The 22,248-nt window shown below is 71.0% G+C and carries 20 protein-coding genes; 15 read left to right on the top strand and 5 right to left on the bottom strand.

Annotated features, from left to right (window positions below; translation table 11 throughout):
• Window positions 1-107: 107 nt before the first annotated feature.
• Window positions 108-1,352, top strand: coding sequence for a phosphodiester glycosidase family protein (locus V6V47_RS00625; RefSeq protein ID WP_334625915.1), 1,245 nt, complete (start codon window positions 108-110; stop codon window positions 1,350-1,352).
• A gap of 145 nt (window positions 1,353-1,497) precedes the next feature.
• Here V6V47_RS00625 and V6V47_RS00620 read toward each other — a convergent pair whose 3' ends face one another.
• Window positions 1,498-2,049: a class I SAM-dependent methyltransferase gene (locus V6V47_RS00620; protein WP_334625914.1), complete on the bottom strand. Its 552-nt coding sequence runs from the start codon at window positions 2,047-2,049 to the stop codon at window positions 1,498-1,500.
• A 113-nt stretch (window positions 2,050-2,162) separates the two neighbouring features.
• Complete coding sequence (locus V6V47_RS00615; protein ID WP_334625913.1) at window positions 2,163-2,513, bottom strand: MmcQ/YjbR family DNA-binding protein; 351 nt, start codon at window positions 2,511-2,513, stop codon at window positions 2,163-2,165.
• A 546-nt stretch (window positions 2,514-3,059) separates the two neighbouring features.
• Between V6V47_RS00615 and V6V47_RS00610 the strand changes: the two genes are divergently transcribed.
• Together V6V47_RS00610 and V6V47_RS00605 are read left to right on the top strand one after the other, a co-directional pair.
• Window positions 3,060-4,229 carry a ThuA domain-containing protein gene (locus V6V47_RS00610; RefSeq protein WP_334625912.1) on the top strand — a complete coding sequence of 390 codons (1,170 nt, stop codon included), beginning with the start codon at window positions 3,060-3,062 and terminating at the stop codon, window positions 4,227-4,229.
• Window positions 4,230-4,326: 97 nt separating this feature from the next.
• Window positions 4,327-7,164, top strand: a complete 2,838-nt coding sequence (locus V6V47_RS00605; RefSeq protein WP_334625911.1) for a PQQ-dependent sugar dehydrogenase — start codon at window positions 4,327-4,329, stop codon at window positions 7,162-7,164.
• Between the two features lie 57 nt (window positions 7,165-7,221).
• On the opposite strand, the gene V6V47_RS00600 is transcribed toward V6V47_RS00605, so the two are convergent.
• Entirely contained in the window at window positions 7,222-7,698 is a 477-nt protein-coding gene (locus tag V6V47_RS00600) for a hypothetical protein (protein WP_334625910.1), read from the bottom strand.
• Window positions 7,699-7,755: 57 nt separating this feature from the next.
• Between V6V47_RS00600 and V6V47_RS00595 the strand changes: the two genes are divergently transcribed.
• Window positions 7,756-8,682, top strand: coding sequence for a hypothetical protein (locus V6V47_RS00595; protein WP_334625909.1), 927 nt, complete (start codon window positions 7,756-7,758; stop codon window positions 8,680-8,682).
• Window positions 8,663-9,031, top strand: a complete 369-nt coding sequence (locus tag V6V47_RS00590; protein WP_334625908.1) for a hypothetical protein — start codon at window positions 8,663-8,665, stop codon at window positions 9,029-9,031. Before V6V47_RS00595 ends, V6V47_RS00590 begins: the two co-directional genes overlap by 20 nt.
• Here V6V47_RS00590 and V6V47_RS00585 read toward each other — a convergent pair.
• Complete coding sequence (locus tag V6V47_RS00585; protein ID WP_334625907.1) at window positions 9,015-10,196, bottom strand: winged helix DNA-binding domain-containing protein; 1,182 nt, start codon at window positions 10,194-10,196, stop codon at window positions 9,015-9,017. The two genes, V6V47_RS00590 and V6V47_RS00585, sit on opposite strands and share 17 nt — an antisense overlap.
• A gap of 249 nt (window positions 10,197-10,445) precedes the next feature.
• Between V6V47_RS00585 and V6V47_RS00580 the strand changes: the two genes are divergently transcribed.
• From V6V47_RS00580 to V6V47_RS00540, 9 genes are all read left to right on the top strand, one after another.
• The gene (locus V6V47_RS00580) at window positions 10,446-11,147 is read left to right on the top strand and encodes a FadR/GntR family transcriptional regulator (protein ID WP_334625906.1); all 702 of its coding nucleotides are present in this window, start codon (window positions 10,446-10,448) and stop codon (window positions 11,145-11,147) included.
• A gap of 250 nt (window positions 11,148-11,397) precedes the next feature.
• Window positions 11,398-12,255 (top strand): fumarylacetoacetate hydrolase family protein, encoded by an 858-nt coding sequence (locus tag V6V47_RS00575; RefSeq protein WP_334625905.1) that lies wholly within the window; start codon window positions 11,398-11,400, stop codon window positions 12,253-12,255.
• Window positions 12,252-13,565: an L-fuconate dehydratase gene (locus V6V47_RS00570; protein ID WP_334625904.1), complete on the top strand. Its 1,314-nt coding sequence runs from the start codon at window positions 12,252-12,254 to the stop codon at window positions 13,563-13,565. Before V6V47_RS00575 ends, V6V47_RS00570 begins: the two co-directional genes overlap by 4 nt.
• Complete coding sequence (locus V6V47_RS00565; protein ID WP_334625903.1) at window positions 13,562-14,371, top strand: SDR family NAD(P)-dependent oxidoreductase; 810 nt, start codon at window positions 13,562-13,564, stop codon at window positions 14,369-14,371. Before V6V47_RS00570 ends, V6V47_RS00565 begins: the two co-directional genes overlap by 4 nt.
• Window positions 14,368-15,414 carry a sugar ABC transporter substrate-binding protein gene (locus V6V47_RS00560; protein WP_334625902.1) on the top strand — a complete coding sequence of 349 codons (1,047 nt, stop codon included), beginning with the start codon at window positions 14,368-14,370 and terminating at the stop codon, window positions 15,412-15,414. Before V6V47_RS00565 ends, V6V47_RS00560 begins: the two co-directional genes overlap by 4 nt.
• A gap of 79 nt (window positions 15,415-15,493) precedes the next feature.
• Window positions 15,494-17,011, top strand: coding sequence for a sugar ABC transporter ATP-binding protein (locus V6V47_RS00555; RefSeq protein ID WP_334625901.1), 1,518 nt, complete (start codon window positions 15,494-15,496; stop codon window positions 17,009-17,011).
• Window positions 17,004-18,053, top strand: a complete 1,050-nt coding sequence (locus V6V47_RS00550; protein ID WP_334625900.1) for an ABC transporter permease — start codon at window positions 17,004-17,006, stop codon at window positions 18,051-18,053. The genes V6V47_RS00555 and V6V47_RS00550 overlap by 8 nt, the downstream gene beginning before the upstream one ends.
• 7 nt (window positions 18,054-18,060) lie before the next feature.
• Window positions 18,061-19,026 carry an aldo/keto reductase gene (locus tag V6V47_RS00545; protein WP_334626226.1) on the top strand — a complete coding sequence of 322 codons (966 nt, stop codon included), beginning with the start codon at window positions 18,061-18,063 and terminating at the stop codon, window positions 19,024-19,026.
• Window positions 19,023-19,850: an amidohydrolase family protein gene (locus V6V47_RS00540; RefSeq protein WP_334625899.1), complete on the top strand. Its 828-nt coding sequence runs from the start codon at window positions 19,023-19,025 to the stop codon at window positions 19,848-19,850. The genes V6V47_RS00545 and V6V47_RS00540 overlap by 4 nt, the downstream gene beginning before the upstream one ends.
• 20 nt (window positions 19,851-19,870) lie before the next feature.
• On the opposite strand, the gene V6V47_RS00535 is transcribed toward V6V47_RS00540, so the two are convergent.
• Window positions 19,871-20,962, bottom strand: coding sequence for an ROK family protein (locus V6V47_RS00535; protein ID WP_334625898.1), 1,092 nt, complete (start codon window positions 20,960-20,962; stop codon window positions 19,871-19,873).
• Window positions 20,963-21,003: 41 nt separating this feature from the next.
• Between V6V47_RS00535 and V6V47_RS00530 the strand changes: the two genes are divergently transcribed.
• Complete coding sequence (locus V6V47_RS00530) at window positions 21,004-22,236, top strand: MFS transporter (RefSeq protein WP_334625897.1); 1,233 nt, start codon at window positions 21,004-21,006, stop codon at window positions 22,234-22,236.
• The last annotated feature ends 12 nt before the right edge of the window (window positions 22,237-22,248 follow it).

The raw sequence follows: 22,248 nt of genomic DNA, 5'->3' as shown, positions 1-22,248 counted from the left end.
CCCCGGGTGATCGGCTGGCCGGGAATATCTTCGCCGGCCCGGCCCACGTCGGGCCAGCTCGACCCTCCGGGCGCAGACCCGGAACCGCACCCTTGAAAGGAGCGGCAATGAGGGCATCGAACCTCGTCCGCCCGAGTCTGGCGCTGCTGCTCACCGCGGGGCTGAGCACGCTCATGGCGCCGGCCGGCATCGCCCGCGCCGCCACCGCGACGGACACCCCGGTCACCTTCACCTCGACCGAGCAGCTCGCCCCGGGCGTCACCTACGGCTCGTTCCAGGTGGACACGCCGCGTGGCGTCACCGTCGGCTACCTGCTCACCGCCGACCTGCGCAAGAACAAGGTCTCCCTGGGCCTGCTGCACCCCGACACCATCGCGCAGCGCAAGGTCGTCTCGGCCATGACGACGGACCAGGGCGCCATCGGCGGCGTGAACGGGGACTTCTTCAACATCAGCGAGACCCACGTCGGGGTCGAGCCGACCGGTTCGTCGTCCGGTCCGGAGATCGCCGACGGCGAGGACCTGAAGTTCGCGGTGCCGACCGCGCAGCGCTTCGGCCCCGGGATCGCCCCCGGCACCTCCACCCGCGACGTGTTCGGTGTGGGCGTGAACGGCAAGGCACGCGTCGACACTCTGAGCCTCACCGGTGAGGTACGCAGCAAGAAGGGCACGATCGCCCTCAGTGGCCTCAACCAGTACGCGCTCCCGGTCGACGGTGTCGGCGTGTTCACCTCCGCATGGGGCACCGCCTCCCGGGTCCGGTCGACGTGCGGAAGCGACACCGACCGCAACGCCCCGTGCAGCACCCACACCTACGAGGTGACCGTCCGCCACGGCATGGTGACCTCGGTGGGTCAGACGCCCGGCGCGGGCGAGATCCCCTCCGACGCCGAGGTGCTGGTGGGCCGGGAAGGTGGCGCGGACACGCTCGACGACCTCGTCGTCGGCGACCGCGTGCAGGTGGACGAGAAGCTCGTGTCCGAGGGCAGGCCGAAGCTGACGTTCGCGGTCGGCGGCGCGCCGATCCTGCGGGCCGGTGCGCCGCTGGCCGGCCTGGACGCCAAGACCGCCGCGGTGCGTACCGCGGCCGGCGTCAGCCCCGACGGTAAGACCGTCTACCTCGTCGCGTTGGCCGGCCTCGCCCCCGCCAGCGCCGGCTTCACGATCGCTGAACTGGCCGACCTGATGCGCTCGCTCGGCGCGGACGCCGCGGTGAACCTGGACGGCGGCGGCTCGACCACCGTCGCCGTACGGGAGCCGGGCCAGGCGACGGCCACCGCCCGCAACAACCCCTCCGGGGGCGTGGAGCGGGCGGTCGCCAACGGTATCGGCATCTTCGTCGGCCGCCACTGATCACTGATCGGCGCCGGAGCCCCGCCGAACCTCGGGGCCGAACCTCGTCGATCTTGCACTTCCTGCCCGGACTATTGCCGCAATCGCGACATCTGCCCGGCAGAAAGTGCAAGATCGACGGGTTCACCAGGGGTCGAGCTCACAGTCACCGCCGGATCGTCCTGTCGAGGACAGCATTGCTGGTGGAGGCGGACACGCACACGCGACCGCGTCCTCCTCGACCGGTGGCGCTGGCCCGTACGGTGGTGAAGCCGTGAGCCTGGAGTAGCGCCTCCGCGTTCTGGCCGATCGCGGTCGCCTCGGCAGCGGATGGTCGCTCGCCGAAGACGTACAGCCGCCCTTCCGGAGTGAGTAACTGCTTCACCCGCTCGATGCCTGCGGAAATGTCCCCGATCCAGAAGAGGCTGAGGTTCACGGCGAAGATCTTGTCGAAGCTGGCCGCGGGGAGGTCCACCGTCTCGATCGCGTCGCGGCGTACGTCTGCCGTGCCGGCCTCGATGAACCCGGCGAGGCGCTCGCGGGTCAGGCGCGCCATGGTGGCCGACCGGTCGATGGCGGTGATCCTGCCGGAGGCGAGCTGTTGGCTGATCATCGCGGCCACGGTGCCGCGTCCGCAGCCGACCTCCAACACACGGTCGTTCTGGCCGATCGCCATCGTGTCGACGACCCACCGTTGGCGACTGACGACCGTGGTCACTGGCTCATCCTCTCCGCGCGGATCTGGCGGAAATTCCCACCCTGCGCGGCGTTAATCCCCTTGGGCGGGGGCGGTGCAGGCGGTACGGGACGCGCACGCGATCCGCGGTTGCTCTACGCGAGCTCGTCGGGCGCGCGCATCCGCCAGGCGTCGGTCACCAACTCGCGCAGGCGATCGAGGCCCACCTCCGCCAGGCGCAGCAGCACCAGGGGCAGGCCGTCATAGCTGGGCGTCGTGAAGAAGAGGTCGGGCTCACCGAGCAGAAGCGCCTGCTTCTCGGCCTCGTCGCCGACGAACAACACCGCGATGTCGGTGCGGATCAGACGTGGCTGCCCCGGCCGGCGCTCGGGATAGGACCACACGAAACCCTTGTCGGCCACGCGGAAGTCGAAGCCGTCACTCTTAATCTCCACCACGTGCGGCAGGGCCAGCGCCAGGCGCCGCACGTCGTCGGCGTCAGCCACCGAGCCCCCTCGCAGTGCGCGCTGTCCGCATGGTGCCGAGGTTACGCGGCGGCGGGAACGAGCTCGGCCCCAACACCCGGAAACCCGGGCTTGACGGCGCACAGACATCGGAGGTTAACTGCCTCAGCGATGTAAGTCGATGCGCTCCCGACCATCCACACCGGATGGTCGGTCTTGTCGGCTCTGCCATCGCGGCGAGGAGAATCCATGCATTCAGGCTTCGGCACCGGCAACTGACCAGCACAGCCCGGTCCGACGGCCCTCGTCACCGCGCCAGCCCCGTCTCCTGGCACGGTCGGCCGCGACCCCGCGCTCTCCTCCTCGGCGGATGGGGAGCACGGCACGGGCACTCCGCACGGCGCAGCGATGCGCCCACCACACGGTCGAGGTGATCCGACCTGTGGGCGGGCAGCTCCACAGCACCACCCCGCACCGCTTCAGCCGAGCATCGGCGGCCCGGCTCCGTACCACCGCCACCCGGCCTCGGCGGGCTCGCCACATCAGCGGCGTGCACGCCCGGGTCGACGCTCAGCAGAGGAGCAGAGCATGCGTTCCCGTGCGTTAGCACTCATTGCCGGCCTAGCCGTGTTGCTGGCCACCCTGGTAGCCCCGTCGGCCCCGGCCTCGGCAGCACCGCTGACCAAGGTCCTGGTGTTCAGCAAGACGGCCGGGTTCCGCCACTCGTCCATCCCCAACGGCATCGCCGCCATCCAGCAGCTCGGCGCCGCCAACGGGTTCACCGTGGCCACGACCGAGGACGCGGCCCAGTTCACCACCACCAACCTGGCGCAGTACCAGGCAGTGATCTTCCTGTCGACGACGGGTGACGTCCTCAACGCCACCCAGCAGACGGCGTTCGAGTCGTACATCGCCGCCGGTGGCGGGTACGTCGGCGTCCACGCCGCCGCCGACACCGAGTACGACTGGCCGTGGTACGGCGGGCTGGTCGGGGCGTGGTTCAGCTCGCACCCGGCGATCCAGTCCGCCACCGTACGGGTCGAGGACCGCTCGAACCCGTCGACCGCCCACCTGGCGGACACCTGGGTCCGTAGCGACGAGTGGTACAACTACCGCACCAACCCCCGGCCCAACGTGCGGGTGCTGGCCAGCCTCGACGAGTCGTCCTACAGCGGCGGCAGCATGGGGGACCACCCGATCACGTGGTGCCGTGCCTACGGCGGCGGAAAAGCCTGGTACACCGGGCTCGGGCACACCGAGGCGTCGTACACCGATTCGAACTTCACCCGGATGCTGCTCGGCGGCATCCGAGTTGCCGCGGGCGCCGTGTCGGCCGACTGCACGCCGCGCACGACCACCCCGCCGCCCACCGGCTCCAGCCTGCGTGCCCGCGCCAACAACCAGTACGTCAGCGCGCCGAACGCCAGCACCTCGCTGATCGCCAACAAGGGCACCGCCGGCACCACGGAGCGGTTCGACGTGGTCGACCTCGGCGGCGGCAACGTGGCGCTGCGCGCCAAGTCCAACGGCCAGTACGTCGCGGCGGAGAACGCCGGAGCGGCCCCGCTGATCGCCAACCGGGGCGCCGTGGGCGCCTGGGAGACGTTCCAGCTCGTCCGCAACTCCGACGGCACGGTCAGCTTCCGGGCGCTGGTGAACAACCAGTACGTCGTCGCCGAGAACGCGGGTGCCGCCGCACTGATCGCCAACCGGGCCGCCATCGGCCAGTGGGAGAAGTTCGACCTCGTCACCGGCTGATCACCCGACTCGCTTCTTCACCACCCCCACCGTCGCCACCATCCGGTCGGGGCGTGCCCCCGCGCGCCCCGCCCCTGATCGTCGAGAAAGGACGATCATGTCTGCTCACCCCCGGCGCTGGCCCCGGGCACTCGTCGCGGCGCTCACCGCCGCCGCGAGCGTGACCCTGGCCGTAGCAGCCACCCCGTCGGCCGCCCAGGCGGCCGTGATCCCCGCCGCCGACTACCAACAGGTCGCCCTGGCGACCGGCGGGGCGGAGCTCGGCGAGGCCATGTCCCTGGCCGTCATGCCCAACCGCTCGGTGATCCATACCGCCCGCAACGGCACCGTACGGGTGACCGACGCGGCCGGGAACACCAAGGTCGCCGGCACCCTCTCGGTCTACACGCACGACGAGGAGGGTCTGCAGGGCGTCGCCGTCGACCCCAACTTCGCCAGCAACCGGTACGTCTACCTCTACTACTCGCCGACGCTGAGCACCCCGGCCGGGGACGCGCCGGCCAATGGAACGCAGGCGGACTTCGACCGGTGGAAGGGGCACCTGCGGCTGTCCCGGTTCACCCTCAACGCCGACGACACGCTCAACACCGGCAGCGAGCGGATCATGCTGCAGGTCGACAACGACCGGGGCCAGTGCTGCCACGTCGGCGGTGACATCGACTTCGACGCCGCCGGCAACCTGTACCTGACCACCGGGGACGACACCAACCCGTTCGAGTCCAACTCGTACACGCCGATCGACGAGCGGACCGACCGTAACCCGCAGTACGACGCCCAGCGCTCCTCGGGCAACACCAACGACCTGCGGGGCAAGGTGCTGCGGATCAAGCCGCAGGCGGACGGCTCGTACACGATCCCGTCCGGCAACCTGTTCGCGCCCGGCACGGCCCGGACCCGTCCGGAGATCTACGCGATGGGCTTCCGCAACCCGTTCCGGATGAGCGTGGACAAGCCGACCGGCATCGTCTACCTCGGGGACTACGGCCCCGACGCCGGAGGCGCCGACGCGAACCGTGGCCCCGGCGGCCAGGTCGAGTTCGACCGCATCACCGGGCCCGGAAACTACGGCTGGCCGTACTGCACCGGCACCAACACGACGGCCGAGACGTACAACGAGTACACGTTCCCGTCCGGGCCGTCGTCGGCCAAGTACAACTGCGCCGGCGGGCCCACCAACAACTCGTTCCGCAACACCGGCCTCACCACGCTGCCCGCGGCGAAGGCGAGCTGGATCCGGTACGGCGGCGAAGCCGGCTCACCGCCGGAGTTCGGCGGCGGCTCCGAGTCGCCCATGGGCGGACCGGTGTACCGGTACAACGCCGGGCTCAACTCCAGCGTCAAGTTCCCGGCCTCGCTGGACGGCCAGTTCTTCGCCGGCGAGTACGGCCGACGGTGGATCAAGGCGATCGCGGTCAACGGCGACGGTTCCCGAGGGGAGATCTCCAACTTCCCCTGGACCGGCACCCAGGTGATGGACATGGCCTTCGGGCCGGACGGGGCGCTCTACGTGCTGGACTACGGCACCGGGGCGAACGACCAGGCGCTCTTCCGGGTCGAGTACATCGGCGGCGGCAACCGAAGCCCGGTCGCGGTCGCGTCGGCGAACCCTACGTCGGGGTCGAACCCCCTGACCGTCACCTTCTCGTCGGCCGGCAGCTCCGACCCGGAGGGCGGGGCGCTGAGCTACCTGTGGACGTTCGGCGACGGCACGACGTCGACGGCGGCAAACCCGACCAAGACCTACACCACCAACGGTACGTACACCCCGACCCTGCGGGTGACCGACCCCACCGGCCTGACCGGTACGGCGAGCCTGGTGATCACCGTGGGCAACACGGCCCCGACGGTGTCACTCACCGTGCCCAACAACGGGCAGCTCTTCAACTTCGGTGACACCGTTCCCTTCCAGATCACCGTGAGCGACCCGCAGGACGGCACCATCAACTGTGGCCGGGTGACGCTCAACTACGCGCTCGGCCACGACAGCCACGCCCACCAGATCACCTCGAAGACCGGCTGCAGCGGAACGATCACCATCCCGGTGGACGGCGAGCACGACGCCGCGGCCAACATCTTCGGTGTCTTCGACGCCTCCTACACCGACAACGGTGGGCTCACCACCCACAGCATCAAGACCCTCCAGCCGAAACACCGGCAGGGCGAGCACTTCGGCGCCCAGTCCGGCGTCCAACTCGCCGACCACGCCGGTGCTGAGGGCGGCCGGACCGCCGGGTTCATCGAGAACAACGACTGGATCTCGTACCAGCCGTACCACCTGGCCAACGCCACCCAGTTCACCGCGCGAGTCTCCTCGGCCGGTGCCGGCGGCACCATCGAGGTACGCGCCGGGTCCGCCACCGGCACCCTGCTCGGCACCGTCACCGTCCCGGTGACCGGCGGCTGGGAGACCTTCACCAACGTGTCCGGCGCCATCACCAACGCGCCCGCCGCGACGACCACGCTCTACCTGGTGTTCAAGGGCGGGGCCGGCAACCTGTTCGACGTCGACTCCTTCACCTTCACCACCGGCTCGGGTGGTGGCGGCGGGGCGGTCACCCTGCGGGCGCAGATCAACAACCAGTACGTGACGGCCGACAACGGCGGCGCCGCACCGCTGATCGCCAAGTCGACCACCGTCGGGCTGGCCGAGCAGTTCGACCGGGTCGACGCCGGCAACGGCAACATCGCCCTACGATCGCGTGTCAACGGCATGTACGTCTGCGCCGAGAACGCGGGCGCGGCGCCACTGATCGCCAACCGTGCGGCGGTCGGTGCGTGGGAGACCTTCCAGCTCATCAACAACTCCGACGGGACGGTCAGCCTCCGTGCCGTGGTCAACAACCAGATCGTGGCCGCGGAGAACGCGGGAGCGGCGGCACTGATCGCCAACCGTACGGCGGTCGGGCCCTGGGAGAAGTTCACCCTGACCGGCTGACCCGCTGACCGCGGGGCCCGGCCTGGTCGACCGACCTGGCCGGGCCCCGCGCTGTCGCTAGCGCTCCCGTCGAACGAGGCGACGCAGTTCGGGCTCGGCCTCCCGCCACGTGCTGATGAACTCGGCTCGGGGAACGCCCAGGCGCATCCACGCGCCCGACGGCGGTGCCCACGGCAGCGGCTCACCTGATGCGGGACGCGTGGTGAAGGTGAAGACCACACTCTCCTCCGTCACCTCCAGATTCAGATCCAGATGGCCAAAGGTGTCACCGAGGTCCGTCCGCTCCCGACCCCGGGTGCCGGGCTCTTCGGCGAGAGCACAGAGCTGCTCGAGGCTCTTGTAGTGCGGACCCAGGGCCGTCGGCGCGCCGTCACCGAGCGGAACGCCGCTCAGGTAGAGCTGGAAGACGCCGACGTCCCCGTCCTGGTCGGTGGGCGTGAACTCCACCCGGAAGCTGTCCGACGAACCGGCGCTGGTCGTGATCTGGGCGGTGATGTCGCTGACGCGGTAGTTCGCGCCTGTTTGAGGAAGCACGGGGCGATGCTACGGGCCGGCCCGAGCGGGCCACCGGCGCGTGGTTGGATGTGCGGCGTGCGGCTGACTCCTCGCTCGGTGTGTTGGTCGGTGGTTGCCGGCGCGGCGGTGGTGCACGTACTCGGCGCGCTGTCGGACGCACCGGTCCTGGCGGGGCAGGCGACGGGCGTGGCACTGACCGGTCTTGCGGCGATCGTGGTGCTCGGCGCCGGTCGGGGCCGACTCGTGATGGCTGCGGGTGTCGGGCTACTCGCGGTCGACGCCGTACGCTCCACGAAGACTGCGGACCAGCCGCAGTTCCTGTCGCCGTTCTACGAGCCGCTGAACGCACCGCCGCCGCCGACCGTCGGCGAGGAATTCACGTGGCTGGGTGAGGCGCTGTCGGCGCAGCTCACCGAGCATTGGTCGGTGCTGCTGGGCGTCCCGCTGATCTGTGGCGGAGCGGTGCTGGCGTTGGCCGACCGGCCGCGGACCGAGGCGCGTTGGCCCCGCTGGGTCGCTTGGGCCGCCATCGCCGGGGTAGCCGTCGTACTGCTCGCGGACGTCGGCGGGGGGACGGTTGTCCGGCTGCTGGTCACGCTCGGCGTTCAACTGCCGACCATGGTGGCGCTCGCCGCCGGACTGACGGTGCTCGTGGTGGCCGCCGGACGGCAGCGGCGGTTTGCGGTCCCGGCCATGCTGGGCGCGTTGCTGCTGACCGTTGCCGTACTCGGCGCGGACCTGGCGGCGGCCGGACCTGTCCGGCCCGGCGTCCTGGTCGAGGCGCACTCGCACACGGCCCAAACCGCATTCGTCGAGCGGGGCTACCGCTCCGACGTGGTGGGTTTGGCGGTCGGTAGCTCCTCCTCGGCTGGCCTGGTCACGGCACCGCTGCTGGCGCTCGTGCCGGTCCTGGCGATCGCGCTGCTCGCGCTGGCGAGAGCGCAGCCGGCGTCCGCGCCGGAACCACGCTCCCAGCCAGGAGATGAAGGTGGAACATTCTGAGGACAAGGCCAGCCGATTGACTGGCGAACAGGCCCGGCTGCCGGTCGTGTTGATGGGAAGATTTCGGCCCTGGACCTATCGGATCAGCCACGCCGAGTTGGAGATCAGGCGCACTGATGGTGGTGACGCCGTCGACCGGGTGATGTTCTACGGGGTGCTGGCGGTGAAGCTCAAATCCACGTACTCCCCGTTGATCCTGCGCCGGGCGGACGAGCGCCGACGGCAGGAGATGCTCGATTTTTTGGGCATCGAGGATCCGAGGGGCAGAATCATCCCGGTGCTGGTGTCATCCGGTCCGGACGACGGTTTCGTCGCCTGTGCCTCGTTCGTTCTTAGGCAGCACTTGTAGCCGGCGACTCCGATCTCATGGCTGGTGACGAGTAGACGGTGGGGACGCGGACTCCGCGTAGCCACTCGGTGAGCCGCGACGCCTCGCCGTCGAGGGCGCGACGGGCCTGGTCGGTGACCTGCTCCAGCAGCCGCACCTGGACGGCGCCGGTATCGTCCTGCACCCAACAGCCGACCACCCGGCCGTCGACCCAGGCGGTCGTGCCCGCGTTGCCCCGGCTGTCGAAGAGTCGCTCGCGGTGTGGGCCGAGGTAGAAGTCGCGTCCTCGCCAACCCATCACGGTCGGGTCGAGCACCGGTAGCAGCGCCGCCCAGGGCCCGGGATCCGCGACCTCGTCGAGGTCATCGGGCAGCAGCCAACCAGTGTCGCCCTGATCGAGCGAGACCGGAACGGCGTCCAGCTCGGCGAGCGCCGCCCGGACCACGGTCTTGGTGGACCCCAACCACCAGACGAGGTCGGCCTCGGTGCCGGGGCCGAACGTGTGCAGCCAGCGGCGCACGATCTCGTGGTAGCCATCGGCCGCGGTCGCCAAGGCCGGGGCCTCGCCGAGCCAGCGCCGCATCAGCGTCCAGCGCGGCCGGGAGGTGTGCCAGCGCGCGGTGTTGACGCCGCGCACGATGTCGCCGGTCGCGCCCAGATGGGTGAGCACCCGGGACGCCGACCAGGACTCGCCCGGCGACGCCGCCACCCTGACGTCGATCATCGGGATCGTCTGGCGGATCTCAAGGGCGGCGCGGCCGTCGGGTGCGTCGGCCAGCGCCGCGAGGACCTCGGACCGGGCGCGGTCGAGCCAGTCATTTCCGTCGGCGGCAAGCCCGGCCTTGACGACGTCCTTCGCCATGCGGGCACGCTCGTTGGCCGCGACCCGGGCGGACGCGCTGGGCCACACCGCGGGCAGCAGGTCACGCGGGAAGACGAAGAGCGTGCGACGCATCGCGAGCTGCTTCACCAGGGTGCGGTCGTCGTAGAGCGCCCGGTCGACGTCGGCCGGCTCAAGCAACCCGGTGCGCGCCCAGCAGGACAGGTAGACCGTGGGCGGCTCGGTGGCGTGCAGCGAGGTCATCGCTCGCGTGACCGCCTCGGGCGAGTCGACACGGAACGCCGGAGCCAGCGCGTGCCGGACCGCCAGCCGGGCGCGACGCTCGTCGTCGGAAACGTGCTTCACCGCGCCATCATCGACCCGGCCACCGACATTTCCGTTCGTGCCGTGTCCGGGCCGGGCACGTGGTGGCGCGCCGCCCCGATAGCTCCAATGTCTGTGGGCGTTCACGCGGATCTGGTCGCGCGGGCCCGCCGGGTCGGCGGGTGCCGTCCATGCGGTTCAACCCGACGCGTACGCGCACCTGCTGGCTTTCGGTCCGGGACCTGCCCGCGGGTAGGCTGCGAGACATCCGATGTCCGGGGAGGGGGCCAGGTGCCGGTTACCGACGAGGCGATCGACAAGATCAAGGCGATGATCGTCCAGGGGGAGTTGGGCCCGGGCTCGCGGCTGCCCAGGGAGGCGGACCTCGCCGAGCGGCTCGGCCTGTCCCGCAACTCTTTGCGGGAGGCGGTGAAGGCGCTGTCGCTGATTCGGGTGCTGGACGTGCGGCAGGGTGACGGCACCTACGTGACGAGCCTCGAACCCGCCCTGCTCCTGGATGCCATCGGTTTCGTCGTCGACTTCCACCAGGACGACACGGTGCTGCAGTTCCTGGAGGTGCGCCGCGTCCTCGAACCCGCCGCGACCGAGCTGGCCGCGATCCGGATGACAGACGGCGAGATCGCCGGCCTGCGGGCGATCCTCGCGGAGCTGGGCGAGGCGCCCACGGTCGAGGCGTTGGTAGCCAACGACCTGCGGTTCCACAACCACATCGCCGCCGGTTCCGGCAACAACGTGCTGTGCTCGTTGATCGAGAGTCTCTCCGGGCCGACGACGCGGGCGCGGATCTGGCGCGGGCTCACCCAGGAGGGCGCCGTGCGGCGTACGCGGGAGCAGCACGAGGCGATCTGCGAAGCGATCGAGGCACGCCAGCCCGAGGCCGCTCGAGCCTGGGCGACGGTGCACGTCGCGGGTGTCGAGCAGTGGCTCCGCAACGCGCTCGGCGGCCCGGAGTCGGCACTGCCGCCGGCCTGACCGTCGGCTCACCGCGGCCTGACTGCTTCTCGCAGAATGATCGAACCCAGGTCGCCGATGGTGCGGCGTCCGATCGACGCAATGCCCCAATATCGCCGATCTCGTGTCGATCGTGCGCACTGACAGCGGCTACCGTCGACCGTGGACATCCGACCTTTTGGCGCGGATTTTCGGACGCCCTCTTGAAACACGGTCGTAACTCCACTATACAACCAGGCAACAGATCCGATGTTTGTTCGGAGGTTGTGGAGTGAAGCTGCTTCGAGTGGGGGCGATCGGCCACGAACGTCCGGCGGCGCTGGACGCGCAGGACCGGCTTCTGGACCTCTCCGGCCTGGTGGCCGAGATCGACGGGGCGTTCCTCTCCGGCGACGGCATCGAGGACGTGCGCGCCGCGGTCGAGGGCGGCGAACTGCCGCTGGTGGCCGACCCGGCACCCCGGATCGGCGCGCCGATCGCCCGGCCCGGAAAGATCGTGTGCGTGGGGCTCAACTACTCCGATCATGCCGCGGAGACGGGTGCGGAGCCGCCGGCCGAGCCGATCCTGTTCCTGAAGGCACCGAACACAGTGGTCGGCCCCAACGACCAGGTACTGATCCCGCGGGGCAGCGTCAAGACCGACTGGGAGGTCGAGCTCGCGGTCGTCATCGGTCGTACCGCGCGCTACGTGGAGAGCGACGCCGAGGCGCTGGCCTGCGTCGCGGGCTACGCCACCTCCAACGACGTGTCGGAGCGCGAGTTCCAACTCGAACGCGGCGGCCAGTGGGACAAGGGCAAGTCCTGTGAGACCTTCAACCCGCTCGGCCCCTGGCTGGTCACCGCCGACGAGGTGCCCGATCCGCAGCAGCTCAACCTCCGGCTGAGCGTCAACGGCACCCGCCGACAGAACGGCACCACCAAGACCATGATCTTCGGCGTCGCTGAGCTGGTCCGCTACGTGAGCCAGTTCATGGTGCTCGAACCGGGCGACGTCATCAACACGGGCACGCCCGCCGGCGTGGCGCTCGGACAGCCGGACCCGAAGCCGTACCTGCGGGCCGGCGACGTCATCGAGGTCGAGATCGACGGCCTCGGCGCGCAGCGCCAGACGGTGGGGGAGGCGGCATGACCGCGCGGATCACCGGCCTGCGGACGTACGACATCCGGTTCCCCACCTCGCGGGAGTTGGACGGCTCGGACGCCATGAACCCGGACCCGGACTACTCGGCGGCGTACGTCATCATCGACACCGATCACCCGGACGGGCACGAGGGCCACGGGTTCGCCTTCACCATCGGGCGCGGCAACGACATCCAGACCACCGCGATCCGGGCGTTGGAGTCGTACGTCGTGGGACGCCCGCTCGATGCCACCCTCGACGACCTCGGCGGTGTCTGGCGGGAGATGGTGCACGACTCGCAGCTCCGCTGGCTCGGCCCGGAGAAGGGCGTCATGCACATGGCGATCTCCGCGGTCGTCAACGCCCTCTGGGACCTGCGCGCCAAGCGCGCGGACAAGCCACTGTGGAAACTGCTCGCTGACGCCACCCCCGAGGAACTCGTCGACCTGGTCGACTTCCGGTACCTGTCCGACGCGCTCACCCCCGACGAGGCACTGGACATCCTTCGCCGTGCCCAGACGGGCCGGGCCGAGCGGGAGGCGCACCTGCTCGAACGCGGCTACCCCGCGTACACCACCACACCCGGCTGGCTCGGGTACGACGACGCCAAGCTGGCCCGCCTCTGCAAGGAGGCCGTCGCCGACGGCTTCACCCAGCTCAAGCTGAAGGTCGGGGCCGACCTCACCGACGACGTACGGCGAATGGGCATCGCCCGGGAGGCGGTGGGCCCGGACGTCCGCATCGCCGTCGACGCCAACCAGCGATGGGACGTCGACCAGGCGATCGCCTGGGTCCGGGAGCTGTCCCGCTTCGACCCGTGGTGGGTCGAGGAGCCGACCAGCCCCGACGACGTGCTCGGCCACGCCTCCATCGCGCGGGCGATCTCGCCCGTGCGGGTCGCGACCGGAGAGCACGTACAGAACCGGGTGGTCTTCAAGCAGCTCCTGCAGGCCGACGCGATCTCCTACCTGCAACTGGACGCCGCGCGGGTGGCCGGGGTCAACGAGAACGTGGCGATCCTGCTGCTGGCGGCGAAGTTCGGGGTGCCGGTGTGTCCGCACGCCGGTGGGGTCGGGCTCTGCGAGCTGGTGCAGCACCTGGCGATGTTCGACTACCTGGCGGTGTCCGGCTCGATGGAGAACCGGGTGATCGAATTCGTCGACCACCTGCACGAGCACTTCGTCCACCCGGTGGTCATCCGCAACGGCAACTACCTCGCCCCGATGGCACCCGGCTTCAGCGCCGACCTCGAGCCGCGGACGCTGATCGACTACGCCTACCCGGACGGCCCGGTCTGGACGCAGGAGGAGGCGGCATGAGCGCCGAGTTCACCGGTCTGCGGGCCGTGGTCACCGGGGGCGGTTCCGGCATCGGTCTCGCCACCGCCCAGGTGCTCGCCGAGCGGGGCGCAGCCGTCGCCTGCCTCGATCTGGACCCGTCCGGCGTGCCGGCCCCGCTGCACGGCGTCGTCTGCGACGTGACCGACGCCGACCAGGTGAGCCGGGCAGTCGCCGAAGCCGCACGGCACCTCGGCGGGATCGACGTCCTGGTCAACAACGCCGGTACCGGAGCGCAGGGCACGGTCGAAGCGAACGACGACGACGAGTGGCACCGGGTCCTCGACGTCAACGTGGTGGGCATCGTCCGGGTCACCCGGGCGGCCCTGCCGCACCTGCGGGCATCGGCCCACGCGGCCGTGGTCAACACCTGCTCGATCGCGGCGACGGCCGGCCTGCCCAACCGGGCGCTCTACAGCGCGACGAAGGGCGCCGTGCAGGCGCTCACCCTCGCCATGGCCGCCGACCACGTCGCCGAACAGATCCGGGTCAACTGCGTCAACCCCGGCACCGTCGACACGCCCTGGGTCCGCCGGCTGCTCGCCGCCGCCGCCGAGCCGTCGGCCGAGTTGGCGGCCCTGCGCGCACGCCAGCCGATCGGGCGGTTGGTCTCCGCCGCCGAGGTCGCCGCCGCGATCGCCTACCTGGCCAGCCCACTGGCCGCGTCCACCACCGGGACCGTGCTCGCCGTCGACGGCGGCATGCACGGGCTCCGCCTCCGGCAGGCCGCCCCGACGGCCGCGGACGGCGAAAACCCTTCCCTGCCAGTGAATCGAGGAAACCCATGACGATCGGTGTGACCGCCCGAGGGGTGCTCGGGCTGTCCATGGCTGTGACGCTGGCCGCGTCCCTGGCGGCGTGCAGCAAGGATTCCGCCGAGCCCGCCCCCGGTGGGGGCGGTGTCGGCTCGGTCGGCGTCGACCTGCCGCGCGCGGACTCCGACTTCTGGAACGCCTACGCCAGCTACATCGCCCCGAAGGGCAAGGAGGTGGGCGTCGAACTCACCGCGCAGACCAACTCGCAGAACGACATCCAGAAGCTGATCAGCAACGTCGACAGCCTCGTCACCCAGGGCGCCAAGGCGCTCGTGATCGCCCCGCAGGACACCGGCGCGATCGGGCCGAAGCTCGATGAGCTGGCGCAGAAGAAGATCCCCGTGGTCAGCGTCGACACCCGTCCGGACAACGGCAGCGTCTACATGGTCGTCCGCGCCGACAACCGGGCGTACGGCACGAAGGCGTGCGAGTTCCTCGGCGAGAAGCTCGGCGGCAAGGGCAAGGTCATCGAGTTCCAGGGCGCGTTGTCGTCGATCAATGGTCGGGACCGCTCCGAGGCGTTCAAGGAATGCATGACCACGAAGTTCCCGGGCATCACCGTCTTCGAGGAGCCCACCGAGTGGGAGGGCAGCAAGGCGCAGGCCGCCCTGGAGACCCGGCTCTCCACCGACCCGGACATCAAGGGCGTCTACATGCAGGCCGGCGGGGTGTTCCTCGACCCCACCCTGCAGGTGCTCAAGCAGCGCAAGCTGCTCGTCGCGCCGACCGACCCGAAGCACATCTTCATCGTCTCCAACGACGGCATCCCGCAGGAGCTCGACGCGATCCGCAAGGGCGAGATCGACGCGACCGTCTCGCAGCCGGCCGACGCGTACGCGCAGTACGGCCTGCACTGGGCCAAGCAGGCGATGTCGGGTGCGACGCCGAAGGAGGGTCCGACCGACCACGGCAGCACCGTCATCAAGCTGCCCAACGGCTACGAGGACCAGCTCCCGGCACCCCTGATCACCAAGGACAACGTCGACGACCCCGCCCTCTGGGGCAACAAGAAGTAGCGCGGACCGCGCGGCGCCGGGCGACCTGTGGGCCGTCCGGCGCCGTACGGCCCGACGCCGGATCCGGAGGGACGGTGGAATGGGCGACGACGAGTCCAGGCCCGTGGTCGAGGCGATCGGAATCGCCAAGCGGTTCGGTCCGACCGTGGCGCTCGCCGACGGACGGCTGACCGTACTGCCCGGCGAGACGCACGCGCTCGTCGGCCGCAACGGTGCCGGCAAGTCCACCCTGGTCGGGGTGCTGACCGGGCTGCTCAAGCCGGACGCCGGTGAGGTCCGCTTCGCGGGCCGCCCGGCACCACCGATGGGCGACCGGGTCGCCTGGCGTCAGCACGTCGCCTGCGTCTACCAGAAGCCGTCGGTGGTGGGCGAGTTGTCGGTCGCGGAGAACCTGTTCCTCGACCGACAGCCGCGCGGCCGGTTCGGCCTGCTGTCCCGGTCGCGTCTGCGGCGGGCGGCGACCGACCTGTTGGAGTCGTGGTCGGTGCCGGTGGACCCGGAGACGCCCGCGAAGGAGTTGACCGTCGAGCAGCGTCAGCTGGTGGAGATCGCGGGCGCGCTGTCGCACGGCGCCCGGTTCGTCATCCTCGACGAGCCGACCGCGCAGCTCGAAGCCCGGGCCATCGCGCGGCTCTTCGACCGCCTCACCGGCCTTCAGCAGCAGGGCGTGACGTTCCTGTTCATCTCCCACCACCTGCCGGAGATCTACGAGATCTGCCAGCGGGTGACGGTGTTCCGTGACGCGCGGCACATCGTGACCGCGCCGGTGGCGGAGCTGGACCACGCCAAGCTCGTCGAGGCGATGATCGGCGACGCGCACGGGCTGGTGCAGGTCGGGCAGGACCGACCTCCGGTGCCGGACGAGGCCGAGGCGGTGCTCACCCTCGACGCGGTCGAGGTGCCCAACTTCACCGGGCCGATCGACCTGACCATCCGCGCGGGCGAGATCGTGGGGGTGGCCGGGTCCGCCGCGAGCGGCAAGCGGCAGTTCGCCGAGGCGGTGGTGGGGCTGCGCCCGCGTACCGGACAGGTTCGTGTCGCCGGCGCCACGGTGCCGCCGGCCAGCGTCCCGGCGGCGCTGCGGGCCGGCATCGGATACCTACCGGCGGACCGGAACGCGGACGGGTTCGTTCCCGGCCTGTCGGTGGCGGAGAACATCACGATGACCGTCGCCGACCGGCTCGGCCCGGCCGGTGTGGTGCTGCCGAAGCGGCGGGACGCTCAGGGCCGCCGGGCGATCAGCGACTTCGACGTGCACACCGCCGGCCCGCACCAACCGGTGAGCGAGCTGTCCGGCGGCAACGCGCAGAAGGTCGTGATGGCACGGGCCCTCGCCCGCGATCCCCGGGTCCTGGTGCTGGTGCACCCCACGGTGGGCGTGGACGTGCGGTCGAAGGAGTCCCTGCTCGGAGTGGTGGACGCGGAGACCCGGGCCGGTCGCGGCGCGCTGCTGGTCTCCGACGAGTTGGATGACCTGCGGGTGTGTGACCGGGTGGTGGTGATGGTGGCCGGCCGCGTCGTCGCCGAGCACGGTCGCGGCTGGGACGAGGCCACGCTCGTGGCCGAGATCGAAGGGATCGGTGAGAAGCATGTCTGAGACGCTGGCCGTTGGCGCTCCGGAGGCGCCGCAGCGACCGCCGCAGCCCACCGGTCGCCCCAGCAACCGGCTGCGGCTGGCGCGGCTGCGTGACCTCGCCCTGGTGCCACCGATCATCGCGTTGCTGATCTACGGCTACACACTCAAGCCGGACGTGTTCCTCACCAAGTCGTACCTCGTCGACACCGTCCTCAAATACCAGACCGAACTGGCGCTGGTGGTGCTGGCGGAGGCGCTGGTGCTGATCGTCGGCAAGTTCGACCTCTCGCTGGAGTCGGTCGTGGGCATCGCGCCCGCCGTGGCGGTCTTCCTGGTCGTCGGCCAGACCTCGATCCTCGGCGCGCCGTGGCCCACCTGGACGGTCCTGCCGGTGGCCATCGCGTTCGGCGCGCTGATCGGAGTCTTCAACGGGTTGCTGGTCGTGCGATTCAAACTCTCCGCGTTCATCGTGACGCTGGCGATGCTGATCGCGCTGCGGGGCCTGCAACTGGCGATCGTCGGCGGCGCCACCATCTCCAACCTGGCCAACCGCATCCCCACCATCGACAACCTGGGTAGCCTCCGGATCCTCACCATCCCGCTGTCGATCTGGATCGTCGTCCTGGCGTTCGCCGTCGGCATCGTCGTGCTGGGCTACACCCGGTTCGGGCGCTCGATCTACGCGGTCGGCGGCAACCCCGACGCCGCCCGGGCCGCCGGTATCCGCGTCGAACGGGTCATCTGGGTGACGTTCATCGTCGCCGGTGCGCTCGCCGCCCTGGCCGGGCTGATGCTGTCGGCCCGGCTCGGCTCGGTGGCCGCCAACCAGGGCAATGGAATGATCTTCACCGTGTTCGCCGCGGCGGTGATCGGTGGGATCAGCCTCGATGGGGGCAAGGGCTCCCTGGTCGGCGCGCTCACCGGTGTCGTACTGCTCGGCCTGATCCAGAACGTGCTCACTCTGGCCCAGGTGAAACCCGACCAGATCCAGGCGGTCAACGGGCTGGTCATCCTGGTCGCGCTGGTCCTCGCCCGGCTGACCAGCGGCAAGGCGCAGGATTGAGGTGGTGATGGGGACCGCGCGGCTCGGCCGGTCGTCCGTGCCGGTGACGGCGCTCGGCTTCGGCGCGGCCAGCGTCGGCAACCTGTACCGCGCCGTGGACGACGCGACGGCCGACCGCGCGGTCGACGCTGCGTGGCAGGCCGGGATCCGCTACTTCGACACCGCGCCGCACTACGGTCTCGGCCTGTCCGAGCGACGGCTCGGTGCCGCGCTGGCGGATCGCCCCCGCGACGGGTTCACCGTCTCCACGAAGGTCGGTCGGCTGCTGGTGCCCACGCCGGACTCGGCGCACCGGAGCGACGAGGCAGGGTTCGACGTGCCCGCCGACCACACCCGACGGTGGGACTTCAGCGCCGACGGCGTACGTCGGTCGCTGGAGTCCAGCCTCGCCCGCCTGCGCCTGGACCGGATCGACGTCGTGCTGATCCACGATCCGGACGAGCACTGGCGCCCGGCCGTCGAGGAGGCGTATCCGGCGCTGCACGATCTACGCGCCCAGGGCGTCGTGGGGGCCATCGGCGTCGGCATGAACCAGTGGCAGATGCTGGAGCGGTTCGTCACCGAGACCGACGTCGACACCGTGATGCTCGCCGGGCGGTACACGTTGCTGGACCAGTCGGCGGCGTCCAGCCTGCTGCCCCGCTGCCGGGAACGCGGGGTGTCGGTGCTCGCCGCCGGTGTGTTCAACGGCGGGGTGCTCGCCACCGAGACCCCGGGCCGGATGTACGACTACCAGCCGATCTCCGAGGCACTGCACGCTCGGGCCACCCGCATCGCCGACGTGTGCCGATCGCACGGTGTGCCGCTGCCGCAGGCCGCCCTGGCGTTTCCCGCACGGCACCCGGCCGTCGTGTCCGTGGTGGTCGGCATGCAGACCACCGCCGAGGTCGGCCGCAACGCGGACCTCGCCGGCGCGCCCGTACCCGACGCGCTCTGGCGCGACCTCACCGCGGAAGGGCTGCTACAGCCGTGATCGTCGACGCTCATCACCACCTGTGGGATCCCGCCGTGCGCGCGTACCCCTGGTTGTCCGACCCCGCGCTCGCACCCATCCGCCGCCCCTACACGGTGACCGACCTGCGCGCCGCGGCCGGTGCCCGGGTCGCCGCGACCGTCCTGGTGCAGACCGTGCCCTCGGTGGCCGAGACCGAGGAGTTCCTCGCCACCGCGCGAGCGAGCGAAGGACCCGTCGCCGGGGTCGTCGGCTGGCTCGACCTGACCGCCCCCGACCTCGGCGACGAGATCGACCGGCTGCGCGCCGGTCCACTCGTCGGCGTACGCCACCAGGCGCAGGACGAGCCGGACCCGGACTGGCTGCGGCGCACCGACGTGACCCGAGGGCTCGCCGTGGTCGGTGCGCGCGGGTTGGCGTACGACATCCTCGTGCGTGCCCCGCAGCGGCCCGCCGCCCTCGCGGCCGCCCGACGGGTCGATGGCGTCCGGTTCGTCCTCGACCACGCCGGCAAGCCGGGCATCGCGGCGGGGGAGTGGGAGCCGTGGGCGGCCTGGATCACGGACCTGGCCCGATGCGAAGGCGTCGTGTGCAAGCTGTCCGGCCTGGTCACCGAGGCGGCCGGCGACTGGGACGCCACGCGCATCCGGCCGTACGCCGAACACGTGCTGGCCGCGTTCGGCGCCGACCGTGTGCTGTTCGGCTCGGACTGGCCGGTGTGCGAACTCACCGGCCGGTACACCGATGTGCTCACGCTCACCGACGAGCTGTTGGCCGGCTGCACGACGACCGAGCGGGCCGCGGTCCTCGGGGGAACCGCCCGCCGCGTCTACGACCTGGCGTAGCCGCGCACGGCTCGATCCCGCTAGCGCGGGGCGAGGTCCGGAACGCCGTAGTGCTCGTCGAGGACCTGCATGGCAGCGCCGGCGGCGATCGCGTCCGCGCCCAGGCTGGACAGGACCACGTCCGTGGCGAGCCAGTCCGCGCGTCGCGCGTCCGCGTGGACGGCCTTCTCGACCGCGGCGAGGTAGATCTCCGCGTGGGGTAGCAGGTCCGCGCCCGCCAGCACCACATGGGCGAGGTCCAGGGTCTGGAGCAGGTTGACGACGCCGACGGCCAGGACGTGGGCCGCGCGGGCGATGTCGCCCGCCTCGGCGGCCTGGTTGTGGACGACTTCGAGGCAGCCGCGGCGTCCGCAGACGCAGAGCGGGCCGTCCAGATCGACGACGGTGTGGCCGAACTCCCCGGCGTTGGTGTGCGCGCCACGGTGGGCCGTGCCGCCCAGCCAGAATCCGCCGCCGATGCCCGACTCGACCATGATGAGAGCCGCATCGCCGAACGTGCCGCCATGACGCCAGGCCTCGGCCGTGATCCCCGCGGTGACGTCCTTGTCGAGGCGTACGGGAAGGCCCAGGTGCGCCTCCGCGAGCTCGCGCAACGGTACGTCGTGCCAGTGCCGCAGGCCGTGCGCGTCCCGGACCACGCCGTGCTCGTGGTCCAGCGGGCCGATCATGCCGAGGCCCACGCCGGTCAGTCGGCTGCGGATGCCGTCGTCGACGATCGCGTCGATGCCGGACGTCAACGTGGTGAGGAGCTGCTCCGGGGTGAAGTCGCTGGGCAGCGGGCTGACCGCCGAGTGGTGCACGGTGCCGGCCAGGTCGACGAGGACCAGCCGCAGGGTGCGCCGGGCGACGTGGGCGCCGATCGCGTACCGGCTGTCGGGGACCAGCTCGTAGACGACCGCCGGCTTGCCGATGCTCGGGCGGCGAACCCCGGCGGCCCGGATCAGGCCGTCGGCGGTCAGCCGGGCGATGACCTTGGAGACCGCCTGCGGCGTCAGGCCGGTAGCGTTGACGACCGTCGCCCGTTCGAACCTGCGCACAGTGCGGCCCACGGCCACGACCAGTGCCTGGTTGTAGCCGCGCAGGAACGCCACATCGGCGGTGGTGCGAGTCATCTCACCACCATATTACGCAACGCTGTTGCTAAATTAATTTCGTGGACGGATTGAGCAGAGGTCGCCGACTGGCGGCGGTGGTCGCCCTGGCGCTGGGTGGCGTAGCGGTCGGGTTGACCGAGTTCGTGGCGATGGGTCTGCTGCCCGAGATCGCGCGCGGCCTCCTACCGCACGAGTACGCCCAGTCATCGTCGGACGCGGTGGCGCGTGCCGGCTGGATGATCACCGCGTACGCGCTCGGGGTGGTCGTGGGCGCTCCCCTGATCGCCGCCCTGAGCGCGCGCGTACCGCGCAAGAAGCTGGTCCTCGGGCTACTCGTCCTCTTCGTCGTTGGCACGGTCGCATCCGCCATCGCCCCGACGTTCGGCCTGGTGCTGGTGGCACGGTTCGTCGCGGCGCTGCCGCACGGGGCGTACTTCGGTGCGGCCGGCCTGCTCGCGGCGAGCCTGATGGGTCCCGGCAAGGAGGCCCGTGGCTTCGCCACCGTGCTGAGCGGCCTCACCGCGGCCAACGTGGTCGGCGTACCCCTGATCACCCGGCTCGGGCAGACGGCCGACTGGCGTACGGCCTACCTGGTGATCGCCGGGGTCTTCCTGCTCACCCTGCTGGCGGTGCTGGCGGTGGTCCCGGAGGTCGCCGCGGCGGTGGACGGCTCGCCGGCCGCCGAGTTGCGGGCGCTGCGCACCTCGCAGGTCTGGCTGGTCGCGGCCACCGGCGCGGTCGGCTTCGCCGGGTTCTTCGCGGTCGACAGCTACATCGCGCCGGTCACCACCGACGTCGCCGGCCTCTCCGCCGCGACGGTGCCGTGGGCACTCGTCGCCGTGGGCCTCGGCATGACCGTCGGCAACGCGCTGGGCGGCTGGCTGGCGGACCGGGACCTGCGCCGCAGCATGATCTACGGCTTCGTCGCCATGATCGTCAGCATCGCCGTGTTCAGCCTCGTCGCGTCGAGCCACGCCGGTCTGTTCGTGGGTGCGTTCCTGGTCGGCGCGACAAGTCTCTTCCTGGGGCCGGTCCTGCAGGCGCGCCTGATCACGGTCGCGCCGGGAGCCCAACTGATGGGCGCGGCCGTGAACCAGTCGGCCATGAACATCGCGAACAGCATGGGCGCCGCCCTGGGCAGCGTCGCCATCGCGGCCGGCCTCGGCTACCTCGCACCGGCCCGGGTGGGTCTGGTCCTGGCGGTCCTCGGCCTGGGCCTGGCCGGCATCAGCCTCCGCGCCGAACGGCGGCGGCAGGCCCCGGCGCCAGAACCGGTCGCCGTCGCGAACTGACCGCCCTCTGCC

The sequence above is a fragment of the Micromonospora sp. CPCC 205539 genome, from assembly GCF_036906815.1.
In the GTDB taxonomy this organism is placed as follows: domain Bacteria; phylum Actinomycetota; class Actinomycetes; order Mycobacteriales; family Micromonosporaceae; genus Micromonospora.
The sequence above is the reverse complement of the archived record's forward strand: the minus strand, read 5'-3'. Positions and strand labels throughout refer to the sequence as shown.

Bases quoted from the DNA above. Each gene is read 5' to 3' on its own strand.
- V6V47_RS00550 (WP_334625900.1), top strand. From the start codon at position 17,004: ATGTCTGAGACGCTGGCCGTTGGCGCTCCGGAGGCGCCGCAGCGACCG.
- V6V47_RS00570 (WP_334625904.1), top strand. From the start codon at position 12,252: ATGACCGCGCGGATCACCGGCCTGCGGACGTACGACATCCGGTTCCCC.
- V6V47_RS00610 (WP_334625912.1), top strand. From the start codon at position 3,060: ATGCGTTCCCGTGCGTTAGCACTCATTGCCGGCCTAGCCGTGTTGCTG.
- V6V47_RS00535 (WP_334625898.1), bottom strand. From the start codon at position 20,962: ATGACTCGCACCACCGCCGATGTGGCGTTCCTGCGCGGCTACAACCAG.
- V6V47_RS00560 (WP_334625902.1), top strand. From the start codon at position 14,368: ATGACGATCGGTGTGACCGCCCGAGGGGTGCTCGGGCTGTCCATGGCT.
- V6V47_RS00605 (WP_334625911.1), top strand. From the start codon at position 4,327: ATGTCTGCTCACCCCCGGCGCTGGCCCCGGGCACTCGTCGCGGCGCTC.
- V6V47_RS00555 (WP_334625901.1), top strand. From the start codon at position 15,494: ATGGGCGACGACGAGTCCAGGCCCGTGGTCGAGGCGATCGGAATCGCC.
- V6V47_RS00590 (WP_334625908.1), top strand. From the start codon at position 8,663: ATGAAGGTGGAACATTCTGAGGACAAGGCCAGCCGATTGACTGGCGAA.
- V6V47_RS00565 (WP_334625903.1), top strand. From the start codon at position 13,562: ATGAGCGCCGAGTTCACCGGTCTGCGGGCCGTGGTCACCGGGGGCGGT.
- V6V47_RS00625 (WP_334625915.1), top strand. From the start codon at position 108: ATGAGGGCATCGAACCTCGTCCGCCCGAGTCTGGCGCTGCTGCTCACC.
- V6V47_RS00545 (WP_334626226.1), top strand. From the start codon at position 18,061: ATGGGGACCGCGCGGCTCGGCCGGTCGTCCGTGCCGGTGACGGCGCTC.